This window comes from Agrobacterium sp. A3-95, from assembly GCF_053521785.1.
This window is the reverse complement of the sequence record NZ_JBNWDR010000002.1, coordinates 837214-854745: the sequence shown is the minus strand read 5'-3', so window position 1 is coordinate 854745 and position 17532 is coordinate 837214. Positions and strand designations below refer to the sequence as shown.

The window sequence follows — 17532 nt, the reverse complement described above, 5'->3', positions numbered from 1 at the left end:
GACGGTGAATTCGAATGCAAACACGGCGATACCGTCTTCATCACACCAGATGATGCCAAAATCCACAGGTTCGATGACAAGGGCATCGCGATATGACGCCTCAAGTTCAGGCCTCGTCGATCCTGACACCGTTTCGGTCAAAAACATGAAGCCGTTCCTGCGGGAAACCGACCCGCAGGGACTTGCCCGGCTGCAACAGCGCCCGATCAGAAGAAAACAGCTTGAAGGGCAATCCATGCACGGTCAGGTGCAGGATGATGCCGAGACCCGTTGGCTCGACGAGATCGACGGTCGCCTCGACAGCACCATCCGCAGGCGAGACGGTGACATGTTCCGGCCGGATACCAAGTGTGACCGGCTCACCATCGGCAAGCTTCACGTCGCGGCCGAGTTCGAGGCGTGTGCCATCGCCGAGCACGACGAAACTACCGCCATTCTCCCGTCCGAGCCGTCCTTCCAGAAAATTCATGCCCGGCGAACCGATAAAACCAGCGACGAACAGATTGGCTGGGCGATCGTAGAGATCGAGCGGTGCGCCGATCTGCTGCACATGGCCGGCATTCATCGCGACGATACGGGATGCAAGCGTCATCGCCTCGATCTGGTCATGGGTGACATAAACCGAGGTGGCGCCGAGATCAGCATGCATGCGCTTGATTTCGGCCCGCATCTGCTCGCGAAGCCGTGCATCGAGGTTGGAGAGTGGCTCATCGAACAGAAATGCCTTAGGCTGGCGCACGATGGCCCGGCCCATGGCGACGCGTTGGCGCTGGCCGCCGGAAAGTGCCTTCGGACGGCGTGCCAGATAGGGATCGAGACCGAGTTTCGCCGAAGCACCGGCCACGGCCGCCGCGATTGTTTCCTTGGTGCTGCGGCGCAGGCGCAGGCTGTAGCTCATATTGTCGGCGACGCTCATATGCGGATAAAGCGCATAGGACTGGAACACCATGGCGATATCCCGGTCCTTCGGCTTGCGGTCGTTGACGCGCTCACCGTCGATGGTCAATTCGCCCGCTGAAATCTCCTCCAGACCGGCGATCATTCGCAGCAGTGTCGATTTTCCGCAGCCGGAAGGGCCGACGAGGACGATGAATTCGCCGTCCTCGATCTTCAGATCGACCCCGTGCAGGACCGCAAGGTCGCCATAGGTCTTGCCGACATTCTTCAGCTCGATGGAAGCCATGGGATTATCCTTTCACCGCGCCGGCCGTCAGGCCCTGCACGAGATAACGTTGAATGAGCAGGAAGAAGAGACAGGCCGGAATGAGCGCCAGCACACCCGCCGCCATCATCTGCCCGAAATCGACGGAAAATTTTGAAACGAAGGTCAACAGCCCGACCGGGAATGTGGCGCTCTGGTTGCCCGAAATCAGCATCAGCGCAAACAGCAACTCGCTCCACGCGGCGGTGAAGACGAAGCCCAGCGTCGCAGCGATGCCCGGCAATGTCAGCGGCAGGATAATCTGGCGGAATGCCGTGAAGCGGCTTGCCCCGTCGATCATCGCCGCCTCTTCCAGATCCTTCGGAATACCGTCGAAGAATGACTGCATTAGGAAAGTGGCAAACGGCACGTTGAAGGCGGTGTAGACGATGACGAGACCCGTCAGGCTGTTGGTGAGGCCGAGCGGCGACAGCATCTTGAAGATCGGCGCGACCAGCATGACCAGCGGAAACATCTGGGTAATCAGCATCAGCGCCACGATCCAGTATTTGCCCTTGAAGCGGAACCGCGACAGCGCATAACCGGACAGTGACGAGAGCACCGTAACGGCAAGTGCCGTGGAGCCGGCAACGATGACGCTGTTCTTAAAAAATGTCGGGAAGGCACTGTTTTCTATGACATATCGATAATGATCGAGCGTCGCGTGCGACGGCCACATTCGCACGCCTTCGCTATAAAGCAGGTCATTCGGCGTGACCGAGACCTTGAGCAGCCAGAACAGCGGAAACAGCGCAAAGACGATATAGGCGAGGATCGCCAGGCGATGGGCAAGGGTGAGGAATATCCTTGATGTCATCGGTCAGTCCTTCTCGATAAGGCGTTGACGCAGGAGCACGATGAGCATGGAATAGGCCAGGAGCAGCACCAGAAGTACCAGCGCGATGGCCGAGGCATAGCCGAAATCAAGCCGCCGGAAGGCCTGCGTGAAGATGTAGCTCGCAACGATCTGGGTGCGGTCTGCCGGTCCGCCATTGGTCATGACGATGATGAGATCGGCAAAATTGGCGATCCAGACGGTGCGCAGCAAAACGGTGATGGCGATGGTGGGTGCGAGAAATGGGAGGGTGATGGAGGTGAAGCGCTGCAACGGGTTTGCCCCGTCAATGGAAGCAGCCTCGTAAAGATCACGCGGGATCGCCTGAAGTGCGGCAAGCAATGTGATGGCGAAGAAGGGAATGCCCCACCAGACATTGGCTATGATCGGCCCCCACATGGCAAGCTGCGGATCGGCAAGAATATTGTTGGGCGCGGAGAGAAGCCCGAGCGAGACCATCCAGTGCGGCAGCGGTCCTATGACCGGATTGAACAGCCACGCCCAGTTGAGACCGGCAAGAAAGGTTGGCACGGCCCATGGAAGAAACACCAGCGCCTGGGCCAGCCCCCTGCCCGCGAACGGCTTGTCCAGCAGCAGCGCCAGAATGAGACCGAAGAAAAACTGCAGGAATACCGATGCCCCCGTCCACCACAGCGTATTTTTCAGCGCCCGGTAAAAGGCCGCATCCTGCGACAGTGCCTCCAGATGTTTCAAGCCAACGAAACCGCCGGAAAAAGGATTGAGCAGCTGCACGTCGCGAAAAGCATAGGACAGGCCGAGCACCAGCGGCACCAGCATGACGGCAACAATGAGCACGAGAACCGGCGCACTATAGAGCCAGGGTTCGGCCCAGTCGGCAAAACGCTGCATTGCCGGCTTGCCGGCGCGGTTGCGCGCGGCCACGGGTCCGGCGCCATGGGCATAGGACATGATTGATCGCTCCTGATCGGACGGCGGGGCGGACAGGTTTTTCTAACGCTTCTGGCCAGCCGGTCCGCACGTTTTGAAATGGGGCCTGCCGTTTGGGACAGCCCGCAAGAACGGCCGCGCGGGTTCAAACCTCGCGCGGCCAACCGTGTGGTTTATTTGGAGGCGAGGAACTTCTGCTGCGCCTTCGTCATATAGTCAGCCCATTGCTTGGCGAGGTCTTCCGGTGAGATATCACCAAGAAGCGCTTCCTGCGATGTCTTGATAACAAGCGAATCCTTGAAGAATGCGAATTCCTCAAGATAGGTCGGCATCTTCGTCGGCACGGCGTTCTTGTCCGCCAGTTCGTCGAACCAGCCCTTGAACTGCTCGCTGGCGTAGAAGGGGTCCTTCTCCGCCGACTTGTGCACCGGCAGCGCACCCGTCTTCTTGTTCCACTCGATATTGCCTTCCGGCCCTTCCAGCGTCTCGACCAGTTTCCAGGAGAGGTCCTTGTTGGCGGATGCCGACATGATCGACCAGCCGGCGAAACCGATGGTCGGGAAGGTCTTGCCGTCAGGTCCCTTCGGCATGGTCATGACGCCGAAATCTTCCGGCTTCATGCGCTGGGCAATGGCGATAAGGGCGTCCGGATCCTGATCGAGGAAAGCGCAGGTGCCGGAATAAAAGCCCGCGACGATCTCGTTGAAGCCCCAGTTGACGCTGTCTTTCGGCGCCAACCCGTTCTTGTAGAGATCGATCACATAGGTCAGGCCCTTCACCCAGCCAGGGCTGTCAAAGGTGGAGGTGCCGTCCTTGGTGAAGAACTCGTTCGATCCCGCCATGGACGCGCCGAACATGACCCAGCCGTTAAGTCCGCCCGGCCCGCCACGCAGGCAATAACCGTATTTGCCGGGAAGTGCTGCAACCTTCTTGGAGGCATCGGCGAATTCGTCGAGCGTCTTCGGCGGCTCCTTCACGCCAGCCTGTTCCAGCAGTTTCTTGTTGTAGAACATGGCCCGGAGATAAAAGCCGTAGGGAAGCATATAGGCCGTGTTCTTTACATCACGGCCGAGTTCCAGCGTGCGTTCACTCAGACCCTTGGTGTATTCCCATTTGGCGAGGTAGGGTTCGAGACTTTCGAGCATGCCGTTATTGGCATAAAGCGAAAGCCAGGTGTCGGGCATTTCCATGACATCAGGCACATCGCCGGCGGAGACCATCGTGGCGAATTTCTGGAAGGCCTCGCTCCAGGGCAGCGAGATGATCTCCACCTTGGTGCCGGGATTGGCGCTTTCGAACTTCGAGACGATGCCCTTCAGCGTTTCCGTCCGTTCGGGACTTGTAATGACCTCGACCAGTTTCAAGGTCGTATCCGCCAGCGCCGTTCCGGTCATCAGGGCGGTAAAGATTGCTGCTGCTACCAGTTTTTTCATGTCGTTCTCCCCTTTTTGTCGTCAGTTTTAAGACGCGTCAGACGGCCGAGGCCGCCTTGATCGCGGGTTCGAGATCGTTCCAGAGCGCTTCTGTGCCCTCCAGTCCGACATGCAGGCGCACGGAACGCGCGCTGATGCCGAACGTGTGGGCGGAGTTTGGCTGCGCCTTCTGTTCAAGCACCACTTCACCCGGGACAATCAGGCTTTCATGCCCACCCCAGGAAACACCCAGTTTGAAAAGTTTGAGGCGGTCGGCAAAAGCGCGCACATCCACCCCTTCCTTGAAAATGAAGGAAAACAGGCCAGACGTACCGTTGAGGCCGGGCGGCAGGCGGTTCGCCAATCCCGGATAGCAAACCTTTTCCACCACATCGAGCGCCTGCAGGCGGCTGGCAATATCCAACGCCGATGCCTGATGCGCCCTCATGCGCAGCGGCAGGGTGCGCAAGCCGCGGATCAGCAACCACGCATCGAAGGGCGACATCTTGCCACCGAGATAGGGATAGGTCTCTGCACGAATGCGGTCGATCATTGCCTTTGAACCGGCAACCACGCCGGAGACCACATCGCTGTGCCCGCCGAGATACTTCGACGCCGAATGCACGACGAGATCGACACCGAGCGAGATCGGCTGCTGGAAGACAGGGCTTGCCCAGGAATTATCGATGACGGTGACGGCGCCATGGCGCTTGCCGATCGCGGCGAGCGCACCGACATCATGGGCCTCCATCACCCAGCTGGTCGGGCTTTCCATGTAGAAGAGCTTCGCGCCGGGCATAGCCTTTTCAACCGCCGCCTCGTCGCGGCCGTCGACATAGACCACCTCGACATTCATGCGCTTCATGAAGGTGCCAAACAGGCGAAACGCATCGGGATAGACATGGCGCACCGCGACGATGCGGTCACCCGGCGAAACGAAGGAGAGAACGGTGGAGGAAATGGCCGACATGCCGCTGGCGAAGCCAAGCGCATCTTCCGCGCCCTCAAGCTTTGCCAGCATTTCCTCAAACATCCTGACGGTCGGGTTGAGCCCTCGCGTATAGACCGGCCGCACCTTTTCGCCGCGATAGGTGGAAACCATTTCGTCGTAGCTGGAAAAGGTGAAAAGCGAAGTCTGCACAAGGGGCGGCACCACAGCTTCGAAAGCGTGGGTCTCGTCATGGGCGACGATCAGGGAGGCGGGATCGAAGAGATCGTTGCCTTGGTTCATTTCGACATGTCCTTGATATCCTCCTCGACGACAGCGAGGATTTTCAGTGTTTCTTCACGGGCGGTCTCCGCATCGCCGGCGGCGATGGCGTTGAACAGCGTGCGGTGAAAGGGGAAGGAGCGGCTTGCAAAGTCCGGCCGGTCGAAAGGCTTCAGCCAGAAACGTTCGAAACCTTCGCGCATCTGCTCGAGCAGCTGCTTGAACAGCGAATTATGCGTAGCGTCATAGATGGAGAGGTGGAAGGCAAGGTCGGCCTTGCCGGACGTGCCTTCAGCCAGATGCACCCGCTCCATCTCATCGAGCCGCGCTTCCATCGTGGCGATATCCTCCACCGTGCGCCGGCGCGCCGCAGCCATCGAGGCCTCAACCTCGATGCCACGCCGGACTTCCAACGTCATCAACAACGCATCGCGCAGGCTTTCGGCATCGATGGAGATAGGCATATGCACGGTTGCGGCGGAAATCGGCTTAAGCAGATAATTGCCGCTGCCCTTGCGGCTGTCGATAACGCCCAGCGCCTGAAACTTACGGATGACCTCGCGAATGGTGGAACGGCCGACACCCAGCGCCACCATCAGCTCTCGCTCGGCCGGCAACCGATCTCCAGCCTTCAGTCCCGCCCTCTCGACGTAATCGGAGAGTGCCGCCTCGACCTGGCGCACACGGTCGCTGGGTGGAATAGGCTGCATCAGTTCGCGGCTGGATCTATCCAAGACTTACCCTTTGAATTGGTCTGACATCTTACCATTTCAAACGGTCGATCGATTGTCAACGGGGAACGCGAGCAGCCTAAAACAGGGAGATCACATCCCTGTTGAACCGCGTATTCGGGAAAAAATAGAAGGAAATTAGAGATTTGGGCGTTGGTAACGCTGGAGAACGCTTACCGGCTGGGCAAAATTTGAGAGACGGCACAATCGACCGTGGGGCCTAGGACAGAAGGAAAAAACTTCTCCTCCGTCGTGCTCGAGCCTATCGCGAGCATCTGCCAGCTATTGATTTTACGATACGTGACTGGATCCCCGGAACGGGCCTGAGGATGACATCGAGTGTGGGGATACGTTAGTCAGGTGTCTGAGGGTGGCTGGTGCCACCCTCGCCCGTTTTGTCTTCTTACTGGCTAAGCACGGCCGCCTTGATGGTATCGATGTTGTGGTTGACCATATCGATATAGGTTGCGGCCGGGCCGTCGGCTGTCGAGAGCGCGTCGGAATAAAGCGTTCCGCCAACTTTCAGGCCGGTTTCCTTGGCAATCTGGTCCATCAACCGCTTGTCGGTGATGTTTTCGACGAAGATCGCCGAGGCGTTGTCGTGCTTGATCTGATCCACCAGCTTGGCGACGTCGGCGGCAGACGCTTCGGAATCCGTCGAGATACCTTCCGGCGCCAGGAATTCGAGACCATAGGCATGCTCGAAATAACCGAAGGCATCATGTGAGGTGATGATGTTGCGTTTTTCCGGCGGAATGGCGGCGATCTCGGTCTTCACCTTCTCGTTCAAAGCCGCGAGCTTGGCGATATAGGCCTGTGAATTGGCGGTGTAAGTTGCGCAACCGGCCTTGTCGACCTCGCAAAATGCGCCGGCGATGTTCTTCACGTATATTTCCGCATTCTTGATTGACTGCCAGGCATGCGGATCGAATTCACCGTGATTGTGTCCCTCATGGTCATGCGCTTCCTCTGCCTTGTGGTCGTGACCCGCCTCTTCCTCGGCTTCCGGATGTGCGTGACCGGCTGGCTCGTCGGAAATCCTGAGGGGTTTCACGCCCTTGGTCAGTTCCACCACCGGCGCCTTTGTGCCGCTGGTATCGATCAGCCGCTTCAGGAAGCCTTCGAATGCAAGGCCGTTCACCAGCACAACATCCGCCTTGCTGACAGCAACGGCGTCGGCCGGGCGCGGCTCGTAGACATGCGCGTCGCCGTCAGGTCCGACGATCGTGGTGATTTCGACGCGGTTGCCGCCGACATTCTTCGCGAAGTCGGCAATGATCGAGAAGCTGGCCACGACCTTGAGTTCAGCCGCAGAAGCCTGCGCCATCAGGACTGGGGAAAGGGAGAGAAGGCTTACGCAGGTAGCAAGACGTAGGGTTTGGAACATGAAGGGTTCTCCTTTTTTCAAACGCTGTTTCAGGCCGTTCTGTGACGACCGGAACCGAGAAGATCGCGAAGCACACCGCGTGTGCCGACGACGATGGACAGGACATAAATGACGCCTGCGGACAGGATGATCGCCGGACCTGATGGCAGCGACGCGTGATAGGACAGAAGCAGGCCTGCAAAACACGAGACCATGCCGATGCCGATCGAGATGAAGCACATTGGCGCGACGCGATTGGACCAGAAGCGGCTGGCGGCAGCGGGCAGCATCATCAGGCCAACCGAAAGCAGGGTTCCGAGCGCCTGAAACCCGCCGACCAGATTGAGGACGACGATGGCGAGGAAGAGGAAGTGCACGGGGCTCCCCCAGTTGCTGACCGAGCGCAGAAACAGGGGATCGAGGCATTCCGCCAGCAGCGCGCGCCAGAAAACCATCATCACCGTCAGTGTGACGACACAGATACCGCCGATCAGGCCGAGCGCTTCATTGTTCAGTGCCAGCACCGTGCCGAAAAGCACATGCATGAGATCGACACTGGAGCCGCGCCAGGAGACGAGCAGCACGCCGAGCGCCAGAGAAATGAGGTAAAAGGCTGCAAGCGAGGCGTCCTCCTTCTGGATGGTGAAGCGCGAAACCGCACCGGCACCCAGTGCCACCAGAAGACCGACGACCAGCCCGCCGATGGTCATCGGCAAAATCTCCAACCCGTAAAACAGAAAGCCCACCGCCGCCCCCGGCAAAATGGCGTGCGACATGGCATCACCCGTCAGGCTCATGCGGCGCAGCATCAGAAACACCCCGACCGGCCCGCAACTGACAGCAAGGATCAAGGCACCGGCAAGCGCACGCTGCATGAAGACATACTGGATGAATGGCTCGATGAATAAATCAGACATGGATATGCGAATGCGCCTGCGAGTGTTTGGGGAAATCCTGCGGCTTTTCCGCCAGGTCGGCTTTCACCGTCGCTGCTGCGGGTTCGCACCACGGGGCGTCGCCGTCCCATGCCTCGTGAAACCGCCGTGCCTGCTGCATCATTTCGGGCCTTAAAACCTCCCGTGTCGGGCCAAAGCCCACCAACCGTCTGGCAAGCAGAAGCGTTTGCGGAAAATGCTGACGCACCAGCTCGTAGTCATGAAGAACGGCCAGAACCGTGCGCCCCTCGGCAACCCATGCTTTGATCAGCACCATGAGGTCGGCGACGGTGCGCTCATCGACAGCGTTGAAGGGCTCATCCAGCAAAATCAGCTGCGCATCCTGCAACATGGCGCGGGCAAAAAGAGCGCGCTGCATCTGGCCGCCGGAGAGTGAATCGATATTGCGTTTTTCAAAGCCGGAAAGTCCGACCGCTTCCAGCACATGGGCCATGGCCGCCCGGTCCGACTGGCGATGGCGAGCGAGCAGGCCGCGTTTGGGCCAGAGACCAAGCGCGACCAGATCGCGCACCTGTGCCGGAAAGGAACGGTCGAGTTCAGACTGCTGCGGTAGATAGGCGACGGAAACGCCTGGAGTAACCCGGCATTCACCGCCAAGTGGCTTCAAAATGCCGGCGATCCCCTTCATCAGCGTCGACTTTCCCGACCCATTGGCGCCGACCACCGCCGTGAGCGACCCTTTGGCAATATCGCCATCCAGATGATGCACCGCCGCGCGGCCGGCATATCCGAGTGTCAGATTTTTAAAGTCAAGGCACGGATCGTTCATCGATCCCTCCGGGGCATGATGTCATTTGATGACCCCTCATATGTAATGTTATTACATTCGTCAAACAAATATGTAATGAAATAACATCAACTATCGGAAAGGTGGGTTCCATCTCACATTGGACGACAACCGCGGGATCGCCTCGGGCGTGTGATCATGCCGAGTTCTGGATTCCCGGGACAAACCAGAGGAGCACCCGGCAAGCAATTTTTTTAAAGCCAGTTGACACGTCGCGTCTATGTAATGTTATTACGTTACATGCAACAAGCGATGTGGCTACCAGCTCCGCCGTTCTCAAACCGCAAGTCGTGACGACGATGACTCCCACGCTACCACCGCTAATAAAACGAGGCCCGCATGTCGAAAAAACTTCCCGTCACTGTCCTCTCCGGCTTTCTTGGTGCCGGAAAGACAACGCTTCTCAACCATATTCTCGCCAACCGCGACGGTCTGCGGGTCGCGTTGATCGTCAACGACATGAGCGAGATCAATATCGATGCGGCGCTTGTGCGAGATGGCGGCGCCAATCTCTCGCGCACCGAGGAACAGCTTGTGGAAATGACCAATGGCTGCATCTGTTGCACGCTGCGCGACGACCTTCTGAATGAGGTACGCGCGCTCGCCGAGCAGGGCCGGTTCGATTATCTGCTGATCGAATCCACCGGCATCGCCGAGCCGCTGCCAGTGGCCGCCACTTTCGATTTTCGCGATGAAAACGGTCGCAGCCTTTCCGATGTCGCGCATCTGGACACGATGGTAACGGTGGTGGATGCCGCCAATCTTCTCAACGACTACGGTTCCTCTGACTTTCTTGCCGACCGTGGTGAGACGGCAGGCGAAGGCGACAACCGAACCATCGTAGACCTCCTGGTCGAGCAGATCGAATTTGCCGATGTCGTCGTCCTCAACAAGATCGGCACTGCCACGCCGGATGAGCGGGACGCCGCCCGCAAGATCATCGTCGGGCTGAACCCGGATGCGAAACTCATTGAGGCCGATTTCGGCAAGGTGGAACTGAAGGAGGTGCTGGGCACCGGCCGATTCGATTTCGCCAAGGCCGAAGAACACCCGCTGTGGTTCAAGGAGTTGCACGGTTTCAAGGACCACATTCCCGAAACCGAGGAATATGGCATCCGCTCCTTCGTTTACCGCGCCAGGAAGCCTTTCGATCCCGTGCTGTTCCAACGTTTTATCGACCGCGCCTGGCCCGGTGTGGTGCGCGCCAAAGGCTTCTTCTGGCTGGCCACGCGGCCAGCTTATGTCGGCGAGATAAGCCAGGCCGGCGCACTGGTGCGCACCGGCAAGATGGGCCTTTGGTGGTCCGCCGTGCCGAGCGAGCAATGGCCGCGCGAGCAGCAGTTCCTCGACATGATGAAGCCCTATCTCGACCCGGTCTTTGGCGACCGTCGGCAGGAAATCGTCTTCATCGGTTCCGATCCCATGAGCGAAGCGCGCATCCGCGCGCAGCTCGATGCATGCCTGATTGACACAGATGCCTTCACCCCGGACGCATGGCGACACCTGCCCGACCCCTTCGCCAGCTGGGACCGGCAGGCGGCTTGATTGGTTCTCAACTCCGACCTTTTTGACCAGTGCATGCCTCTTTCGCCTTCTCCCCGCCGGGGAGAAGGTATCGGCAACGCAATTCAAAGAAAATTCAGTGTCACCAGCGTCAGCACAAGATAACGCCCAACCTTGGCAATGGTAACAAGCAAAAGAAAGACCGGCAGCGGCTCCTTCATGATGCCGGCCGCAACCGTCAGCGGATCGCCGATCAGCGGCGCCCAGCTGAGCAGCAGCGACCACTTGCCGTAACGCCTGTACCAGTTCTGGGCACGTTGCAGCGCGGCTTCCCCCACAGGAAACCACCGCCGATGCCGGAAGCGTTCGATGCCACGGCCGAGCAGCCAGTTGGCGAGGGATCCGGCGACATTGCCGGCGCTGGCAACAGTAACCAGCAGCCAGACCGGCTGGGACTTCAAAAGGATCAGGCCGGCAAGTGCGGCCTCCGACTGCATGGGCAGGATGGTTGCCGCGACAAAAGCCGTCAGAAACAAACCCGCATATACCGCCAGATCGGCCATTCCGTACCCTTCACCTTTAGCGAATCCCGCTGCTCCTGAAGTGCCGGATGACGACACCTGTCGTCAAGCGCCATGGCGTTCGATACAGACGGCCTTACGGCGGATTGGCGGCGACGGCTCTGACGACATCATCACGCTCTATATCCAGCAGCGCCTGGTGAATTGAGAATTGCCGGGTTTTGCCGGATGCGGACAAAACGAGGATTACCGTTTCCTTCGGCGGGCAATCCGGCTGTACGCAGGCAATCTCGTTGACGGAAACGATCTCGTCTTCGCGGAGGGCAAGCAGTTCCCGCGTCCAGTGTTTCAGAAGACGGGCCTTAGAGACTATCGTAGAGCCGCTGCGTGCAAGCGGATTTGCTCTTGCCGTCATCGGGAAACCCTTCTTGCCGCCTGCGAGGCCAATGCCTCGAAAAGATCGCGGATCGGCTGCTGCGGCATATCCATGCCGATGAGGACAACACGGGTTGCACGGTTGCCATCTGGCCAGCTTTCCAGACGGCTCAGCGGATAAAGCCGGTGCTGCACGGCATGGGCGACCACTGGACGGTCCGGATCATCCGTCGCACCGAAAATTCCCTTGAGCCGCAGCAGACCGGAATGCACATTGCTGGTGACGAGTTCGAGAAAGGTAACGATCGCCTGCGGATCGAAAGCCCCATCGAACGTCAAATCGAACGCCTCTACCCCCGCACCATGACGGTTGATATCGTGCCCGTGCGCGGCATGCAGGCTCAGCCTGTCGGCGGCAAGCCAGCCCGTCACGTCTTCCGGCTTGTTACGCAACGAATAATCCGCCGGTGCAAACAGCGACATCAGATTGAAGTCGCGCGCGTTGCGGTCATGCAGACGCGCGGCAGGATTGAGATCGGAGAGGCTCTCACAGCCCATCTCCGCCCCGTCAGTGAGATCGGTTTTGGTCAAAACAATGTGATCGGCAAAGGCAAGCTGTTTCCAGCCCTCGATGAAACTGTCGAGCATCGCCTGGCCGGAGGTAATGTCGAAAGCAGTAACGACACCGGAGAGATGAAAGTGGCGGGCGACGATATGGTCGCGCAGGCCGGCGGCAGGCGTACCGCCGGGAATCAGGCTGTTGATGATCGGCGCAGGATCGGCAAGGCCGGTGGTTTCAATGACGACACGAGATATTTCCGGCACCACCCCTTCCAGAAAGGCCTGATGCAACTCGTAAAGCGAGGTGCGGATATCGCTGGTGGCGGTGCAGCAGATGCAGCCGGTCGTGGTCCTGAAATAACGCTCCGAACCGGTGCGGACCAGGCCGTGATCGATGGGCACCGAACCGAATTCGTTGACGATGACGGCGGCACCACGCATTTCCGGTTCGCTCAGAAGCTCGTTCAGAAGCGTGGTCTTGCCCGCCCCCAGAAAGCCGGTAAGCAGTGTGACAGGCACCGTTCCGGTGGATGGGGTGACGGACGAGACGTCTTCTGGTGCAACCGCCTTCTTCCGCTTCATTCCGAACACATCCGCACCTTCAAGCAGCAAATCTTGGAGAGACTTAATACGTAATGTAATAACATATCAATACCCCTTGTTAGAAGTTCCTCTTGAACATGGCCTCGGCAGACCGCTTCCGGTATCCCGTCCCGAGCCATGCCCACAAGCACACGAAAAAACCAAAGCGGACCCAAAATGGAATAATAAAACCGTTTCGTTCACTTTCGTTTTTTTCGTTCCACCATCTATTGCATTTTCATTAGAGTTCGCTTTAAATCAGGCCGCTAATACAGAAAAGCTCGCCCGCAGCTATATCGAGGAGGATAGGCTGCAATAAGGGGCTGTATCTTTTACTGTTTTTAAAATGGGAGGAATCGCCTTGAAAAAACTCAGCTACCGTCTTGCTGCGGCATCTGCGCTTTCGTTTTTTGTCACATCGAACGCATTCGCCGCGACGGAAATTCAATGGTGGCATGCCATGACCGGCGCCAATAACGAGGTCGTGGACGCGCTCGCGAAAGAGTTCAACGATAGCCAGACAAACTACAAGATCATGCCCGTCTTCAAGGGCACCTATCCGGAAACCCTGAATGCCGGCATTGCGGCCTTCCGCGCCAAGCAGCCGCCGGCGATCATTCAGGTCTTCGACGCCGGTTCCGGCGTGATGATGGGTGCTGCCGGCGCAATCAAACCGGTGGCGGAAGTACTGAAGGAAGGCGGCTACACCTTCAACAAGGAAGAATATCTGGCCGGCATCGTCGCCTATTATTCCAAGCCTGACGGCACCATGCTGTCCTTCCCCTATAATTCGTCCTCGCCGATCCTGTATTACAACAAGGACACCTTCCAGAAGGCAGGCCTTGATCCGGCAAATCCGCCGAAGACCTGGCCGGAAGTTTTCGAAGCGGCCAAGAAGATCAAGACAAGCGGCGCTGCCCAATGCGGCTTCACCTCAACATGGTTGACCTGGATCCAGACCGAAAACTTTGCCGCATGGAACAACGTCTCCTATGGCAGCAATGAAAACGGGCTGGGCGGCACCGATGTGAAGCTTGCCGTCAACGCGCCGCTCTTCGTCGAACACTTCCAGGCCATTGCCGACCTTGCGAAAGACGGCACCTTCCGTTACGGCGGGCGCACTTCGGAAGCCAAGCAGCTGTTCATGTCCGGCGAATGCGGCATCCTTACCGAATCCTCCGGCGGCCTTGGCGATATCATCAAGACCGGCATGAATTACGGTATCGGCCAGCTTCCCTATTACGAGGGTCATGGTCCGCAGAACACCATTCCCGGCGGCGCGAGCCTCTGGGTCTTCGGCGGCAAGAGCGATGCCGAATATAAAGGTGTGGCCGAGTTCTTCCATTTCCTTTCCCAGACCAAGATCCAGTCTCGTCTGCATCAGGTCTCCGGATACATGCCGGTAACGATCGCGGCCTATGAGGAAACCAAGAAATCCGGCTTCTATGACAAGAATCCCGGCCGCGAAACGCCACTTCTGCAGATGATGGGCAAGCCACCGACAGAAAACTCCAAGGGCGTGCGCCTCGTGAACCTGCCGCAGGTCCGCGACATCATGAACGAAGAGTTCGAGGCGATGCTGGCCGGCAAGCAGGACGCGAAATCCGCACTCGACAAGATTGTCACGCGCGGTGATGCGGCCATCAAGCAGGCAACCGGCAACTAAACGATCCCTGCCCCCGCCCGCATCCTTACCCGGTGCGGGCGGTATTCCCATTTCATCAGGAGATCGCCGTGCAAAGCGTCGTATTCCCCAACAAGATCCTGCCCTATCTGCTGGTCGCGCCACAGATCATCCTGACGGTGATCTTTTTCTTCTGGCCCGCAAGTCAGGCACTCTACCAGTCGACCATGCGCGAGGATGCCTTCGGGCTGAACAGCAATTTCGTCGGGCTGGCCAATTTTTCCGCCGTACTTTCGGATGAAAGCTATCTGAACGCGCTGCACGTCACGGTCATTTTCAGCGTCCTGACCGCACTTGTCTCGATGGGGCTGGCATTACTTCTGGCAACGGCGGCAGACCGCGTGGTGCGCGGCAAGGGTTTTTACCGCACCATGATGATCATGCCCTATGCTGTGGCACCCGCCGTCGCTGGCATGCTGTGGCTGTTCATGTTCAATCCGGCCATGGGAACCTTCTCCTATATCCTGCGCCGCAACGGCATCATGTGGGACCCGCTGCTCAACGGCAATCAGGCCATGCTGCTCGTGGTCGCAGCCGCCGCATGGAAGCAGATCAGCTACAATTTCCTGTTTTTTGTCGCAGGCTTGCAGGCAATTCCGAAATCATTGCTGGAGGCGGCCTCCATTGACGGCGCACGTGGTTCGCGGCGCTTCTGGACTATCGTTTTCCCGCTGCTGGCGCCGACAACCTTCTTCCTGCTGGTCGTCAACACCGTCTATGCCTTCTTCGATACGTTCGGCATCATCCACGCAGTTACTGGCGGCGGCCCTGCCAAGGCGACGGAAACACTGGTCTACAAGGTCTACAATGATGGCTTCGTTAACCTGAACCTCGGCTCTTCCGCCGCGCAATCCGTCATCCTGATGGTGATCGTCATTGCGTTGACCGCCTTCCAGTTCCGCTTCGTCGAGAAGCGCGTGCACTACGGCTGAGGATTTCCTGATGATTGAAAATCGCCCGGTCGCCCGCGTGATCGCCCATCTGATGCTGGTTCTCGGCATCATCATCGTGGCCTTCCCGATCTACTACACCTTCATCGCGTCATCCATGACGTCGAATGACATCATTCGCCCACCGATGTCGCTGCTGCCCGGCGACCATCTTGGTGAAAACTATACAGACGCCATGGTCGGCGGCGTCGAAAGAGTGGTCGGCGTCAGCCTTGAACGGCTGCTGTTCAACAGCTTCGTGGTGGCGCTCGCCATTGCCATCGGCAAGATCGTCATTTCTTTCCTGTCGGCTTTCGCAATCGTGTTTTTCCGTTTTCCCTTCCGCATGGGCTTCTTCTGGATGATCTTCATCACGCTCATGCTGCCGGTCGAGGTGCGTATCCTGCCCACCTACAAGGTCATCGTCGACCTCGGGCTTATCGATACCTATGCGGGACTGACGCTTCCGCTGATGGCGTCCGCGACGGCGACGTTCCTGTTCCGGCAGTTTTTCCTGACCATTCCCGGCGAAATGGTCGAGGCGGCTCGTATCGACAATGCAGGGCCGTTCCGCTTCATGCGCGATATTCTGCTGCCGCTGTCGAAAACCAATATCGCCGCTCTCTTCGTGATCCTGTTCATCTATGGCTGGACCCAGTATCTCTGGCCGCTGCTCGTGACCAACGACGCCAAGATGAACACGATCATCATCGGCCTCAAGCGCATGGTGGATTTCACCGACGCTTCGACGCCCTGGAATTATGTGATGGTGACGGCGATCCTCGCCATCATCCCCCCGATTATCGTTGTGGTGCTGATGCAGCGCTGGTTCGTCAAAGGTTTGGTGGAGACCGAGAAGTAATGGCAAAAATTGCGCTGAAAGACGTCCGCAAGGTTTACGGCGGCAATGTCGACGCCATCAAGGGCGTATCGATGGATATAGCCGATGGCGAGATGATCGTATTGGTCGGCCCCTCTGGCTGCGGAAAATCGACATTGCTGCGCATGATCGCCGGGCTGGAAAGCATATCGGGCGGTGAGATCGTCATCGGCGACCGCGTCGTCAACGATCTCGAACCGTCAGACCGTGATATTGCCATGGTGTTCCAGAACTACGCGCTATACCCGCATATGACAGTGCGGCAGAACCTCGCCTATGGCCTCAAGAACCGCAACACGCCGAAGGACGAGATCGACCGGCGTATCACCGAGGCAGCCAAGGCGCTGGAAATCGAACAATATCTGGAGCGCAGGCCGCGCCAGCTCTCGGGTGGCCAGCGCCAGCGCGTGGCGATGGGCCGTGCCATCGTGCGCAAGCCCGCCGCATTCCTGTTCGATGAGCCGCTGTCCAACCTCGATGCCAAGCTGCGCGTGCAGATGCGCGTCGAAATCCGCCGCCTGCAACGCTCTCTCGCCACCACCAGCGTCTACGTAACCCATGATCAGATGGAAGCCATGACGCTGGCCGACCGCCTGGTGGTGCTAAATGCCGGCCGCATCGAGCAGATCGGCACTCCGATCGAGCTTTACGAAAAACCGGCCACCACCTTCGTCGCCACCTTCATCGGTTCGCCCTCCATGAACCTCCTGCCCTACGGCCCCCCATCGGCTAACGGCGCATCCGGGTGGTCGGTGAATGGATCAGGCGCGCTGCCGCAAACCACCGCAACACTGGGCATCCGTCCGGAAGACATTACGCTCGCGGAAACAGAAGTTCCCGATGCCGCTTTCACTGGCACCGTGCGGGTGGACGCCGTGGAATTGGTGGGCGCGGAAAGCTACGTGCATGGCTCCTTCACCGACGGCACCACCATCGTCTTCCGCGTTCCTGGCCGTTCGCAGCTTGGCATCGGCGAGAACCTGCGGATTGCCGCCCAGACGAAGGACTTCCATCTGTTCGATGCGGCGGGGAAGCGGATTTAGGGTCTTACGAAGGACAAGGAGACACCCGCCTCTCGGCGGGTGCTCGG

General features: G+C 58.6%; 17 protein-coding genes. 5 read left to right on the top strand and 12 right to left on the bottom strand.

The window, feature by feature from the left end:
* Window positions 1–106: 106 nt before the first annotated feature.
* From ACQZ5Y_RS09425 to aztA, 9 genes are all read right to left on the bottom strand, one after another.
* The gene (locus tag ACQZ5Y_RS09425) at window positions 107–1183 is read right to left on the bottom strand and encodes an ABC transporter ATP-binding protein (protein WP_003510617.1); all 1077 of its coding nucleotides are present in this window, start codon (window positions 1181–1183) and stop codon (window positions 107–109) included.
* A 4-nt stretch (window positions 1184–1187) separates the two neighbouring features.
* Window positions 1188–2018: a carbohydrate ABC transporter permease gene (locus ACQZ5Y_RS09420; RefSeq protein ID WP_003510396.1), complete on the bottom strand. Its 831-nt coding sequence runs from the start codon at window positions 2016–2018 to the stop codon at window positions 1188–1190.
* Between the two features lie 3 nt (window positions 2019–2021).
* Window positions 2022–2966 (bottom strand): carbohydrate ABC transporter permease, encoded by a 945-nt coding sequence (locus tag ACQZ5Y_RS09415; RefSeq protein ID WP_003510618.1) that lies wholly within the window; start codon window positions 2964–2966, stop codon window positions 2022–2024.
* Between the two features lie 152 nt (window positions 2967–3118).
* Window positions 3119–4378, bottom strand: coding sequence for an ABC transporter substrate-binding protein (locus tag ACQZ5Y_RS09410; protein WP_019564577.1), 1260 nt, complete (start codon window positions 4376–4378; stop codon window positions 3119–3121).
* A 37-nt stretch (window positions 4379–4415) separates the two neighbouring features.
* Window positions 4416–5588: a PLP-dependent transferase gene (locus ACQZ5Y_RS09405; protein ID WP_174050401.1), complete on the bottom strand. Its 1173-nt coding sequence runs from the start codon at window positions 5586–5588 to the stop codon at window positions 4416–4418.
* Window positions 5585–6277, bottom strand: a complete 693-nt coding sequence (locus ACQZ5Y_RS09400) for a FadR/GntR family transcriptional regulator (RefSeq protein ID WP_003510624.1) — start codon at window positions 6275–6277, stop codon at window positions 5585–5587. Before ACQZ5Y_RS09400 ends, ACQZ5Y_RS09405 begins: the two co-directional genes overlap by 4 nt.
* Window positions 6278–6701: 424 nt before the next feature.
* Window positions 6702–7685, bottom strand: a complete 984-nt coding sequence (aztC, locus tag ACQZ5Y_RS09395; protein WP_065661668.1) for a zinc ABC transporter substrate-binding protein AztC — start codon at window positions 7683–7685, stop codon at window positions 6702–6704.
* A gap of 29 nt (window positions 7686–7714) precedes the next feature.
* Window positions 7715–8581, bottom strand: coding sequence for a zinc ABC transporter permease AztB (gene aztB, locus ACQZ5Y_RS09390; protein WP_029658870.1), 867 nt, complete (start codon window positions 8579–8581; stop codon window positions 7715–7717).
* Window positions 8574–9389, bottom strand: a complete 816-nt coding sequence (gene aztA, locus ACQZ5Y_RS09385) for a zinc ABC transporter ATP-binding protein AztA (protein WP_174059992.1) — start codon at window positions 9387–9389, stop codon at window positions 8574–8576. The genes aztB and aztA overlap by 8 nt, the downstream gene beginning before the upstream one ends.
* 357 nt (window positions 9390–9746) lie before the next feature.
* Between aztA and zigA the strand changes: the two genes are divergently transcribed.
* Window positions 9747–10952: a zinc metallochaperone GTPase ZigA gene (zigA, locus tag ACQZ5Y_RS09380; RefSeq protein ID WP_003510636.1), complete on the top strand. Its 1206-nt coding sequence runs from the start codon at window positions 9747–9749 to the stop codon at window positions 10950–10952.
* An 83-nt stretch (window positions 10953–11035) separates the two neighbouring features.
* On the opposite strand, the gene ACQZ5Y_RS09375 is transcribed toward zigA, so the two are convergent.
* From ACQZ5Y_RS09375 to ACQZ5Y_RS09365, 3 genes are all read right to left on the bottom strand, one after another.
* A complete protein-coding gene (locus tag ACQZ5Y_RS09375) occupies window positions 11036–11473 on the bottom strand; it encodes a YqaA family protein (RefSeq protein WP_003510639.1) in 438 nt (145 codons plus the stop codon).
* A gap of 94 nt (window positions 11474–11567) precedes the next feature.
* Window positions 11568–11846 carry a hypothetical protein gene (locus ACQZ5Y_RS09370; protein WP_174059993.1) on the bottom strand — a complete coding sequence of 93 codons (279 nt, stop codon included), beginning with the start codon at window positions 11844–11846 and terminating at the stop codon, window positions 11568–11570.
* The gene (locus ACQZ5Y_RS09365; protein ID WP_174059994.1) at window positions 11843–12949 is read right to left on the bottom strand and encodes a CobW family GTP-binding protein; all 1107 of its coding nucleotides are present in this window, start codon (window positions 12947–12949) and stop codon (window positions 11843–11845) included. The genes ACQZ5Y_RS09370 and ACQZ5Y_RS09365 overlap by 4 nt, the downstream gene beginning before the upstream one ends.
* A 355-nt stretch (window positions 12950–13304) precedes the next feature.
* Between ACQZ5Y_RS09365 and ugpB the strand changes: the two genes are divergently transcribed.
* The 4 genes from ugpB (at window position 13305) to ACQZ5Y_RS09345 (ending at window position 17485) form a co-directional block, all read left to right on the top strand.
* On the top strand, window positions 13305–14615 hold the full coding sequence (gene ugpB / locus ACQZ5Y_RS09360; RefSeq protein ID WP_173865420.1) for a sn-glycerol-3-phosphate ABC transporter substrate-binding protein UgpB: 1311 nt from the start codon (window positions 13305–13307) through the stop codon (window positions 14613–14615).
* A gap of 68 nt (window positions 14616–14683) precedes the next feature.
* Window positions 14684–15565 (top strand): sn-glycerol-3-phosphate ABC transporter permease UgpA, encoded by an 882-nt coding sequence (gene ugpA, locus ACQZ5Y_RS09355; RefSeq protein WP_003510646.1) that lies wholly within the window; start codon window positions 14684–14686, stop codon window positions 15563–15565.
* A gap of 10 nt (window positions 15566–15575) precedes the next feature.
* Window positions 15576–16424, top strand: a complete 849-nt coding sequence (ugpE, locus tag ACQZ5Y_RS09350; protein WP_003510648.1) for a sn-glycerol-3-phosphate ABC transporter permease UgpE — start codon at window positions 15576–15578, stop codon at window positions 16422–16424.
* Complete coding sequence (locus ACQZ5Y_RS09345; protein ID WP_065659475.1) at window positions 16424–17485, top strand: sn-glycerol-3-phosphate import ATP-binding protein UgpC; 1062 nt, start codon at window positions 16424–16426, stop codon at window positions 17483–17485. The genes ugpE and ACQZ5Y_RS09345 overlap by 1 nt, the downstream gene beginning before the upstream one ends.
* The last annotated feature ends 47 nt before the right edge of the window (window positions 17486–17532 follow it).

Bases quoted from the DNA above. Each gene is read 5' to 3' on its own strand.
- ACQZ5Y_RS09425 (WP_003510617.1), bottom strand. From the start codon at position 1,183: ATGGCTTCCATCGAGCTGAAGAATGTCGGCAAGACCTATGGCGACCTT.
- ACQZ5Y_RS09420 (WP_003510396.1), bottom strand. From the start codon at position 2,018: ATGACATCAAGGATATTCCTCACCCTTGCCCATCGCCTGGCGATCCTC.
- ACQZ5Y_RS09415 (WP_003510618.1), bottom strand. From the start codon at position 2,966: ATGTCCTATGCCCATGGCGCCGGACCCGTGGCCGCGCGCAACCGCGCC.
- ACQZ5Y_RS09410 (WP_019564577.1), bottom strand. From the start codon at position 4,378: ATGAAAAAACTGGTAGCAGCAGCAATCTTTACCGCCCTGATGACCGGA.
- ACQZ5Y_RS09405 (WP_174050401.1), bottom strand. From the start codon at position 5,588: ATGAACCAAGGCAACGATCTCTTCGATCCCGCCTCCCTGATCGTCGCC.
- ACQZ5Y_RS09400 (WP_003510624.1), bottom strand. From the start codon at position 6,277: ATGCAGCCTATTCCACCCAGCGACCGTGTGCGCCAGGTCGAGGCGGCA.
- aztC (WP_065661668.1), bottom strand. From the start codon at position 7,685: ATGTTCCAAACCCTACGTCTTGCTACCTGCGTAAGCCTTCTCTCCCTT.
- aztB (WP_029658870.1), bottom strand. From the start codon at position 8,581: ATGTCTGATTTATTCATCGAGCCATTCATCCAGTATGTCTTCATGCAG.
- aztA (WP_174059992.1), bottom strand. From the start codon at position 9,389: ATGAACGATCCGTGCCTTGACTTTAAAAATCTGACACTCGGATATGCC.
- zigA (WP_003510636.1), top strand. From the start codon at position 9,747: ATGTCGAAAAAACTTCCCGTCACTGTCCTCTCCGGCTTTCTTGGTGCC.
- ACQZ5Y_RS09375 (WP_003510639.1), bottom strand. From the start codon at position 11,473: ATGGCCGATCTGGCGGTATATGCGGGTTTGTTTCTGACGGCTTTTGTC.
- ACQZ5Y_RS09370 (WP_174059993.1), bottom strand. From the start codon at position 11,846: ATGACGGCAAGAGCAAATCCGCTTGCACGCAGCGGCTCTACGATAGTC.
- ACQZ5Y_RS09365 (WP_174059994.1), bottom strand. From the start codon at position 12,949: ATGAAGCGGAAGAAGGCGGTTGCACCAGAAGACGTCTCGTCCGTCACC.
- ugpE (WP_003510648.1), top strand. From the start codon at position 15,576: ATGATTGAAAATCGCCCGGTCGCCCGCGTGATCGCCCATCTGATGCTG.
- ACQZ5Y_RS09345 (WP_065659475.1), top strand. From the start codon at position 16,424: ATGGCAAAAATTGCGCTGAAAGACGTCCGCAAGGTTTACGGCGGCAAT.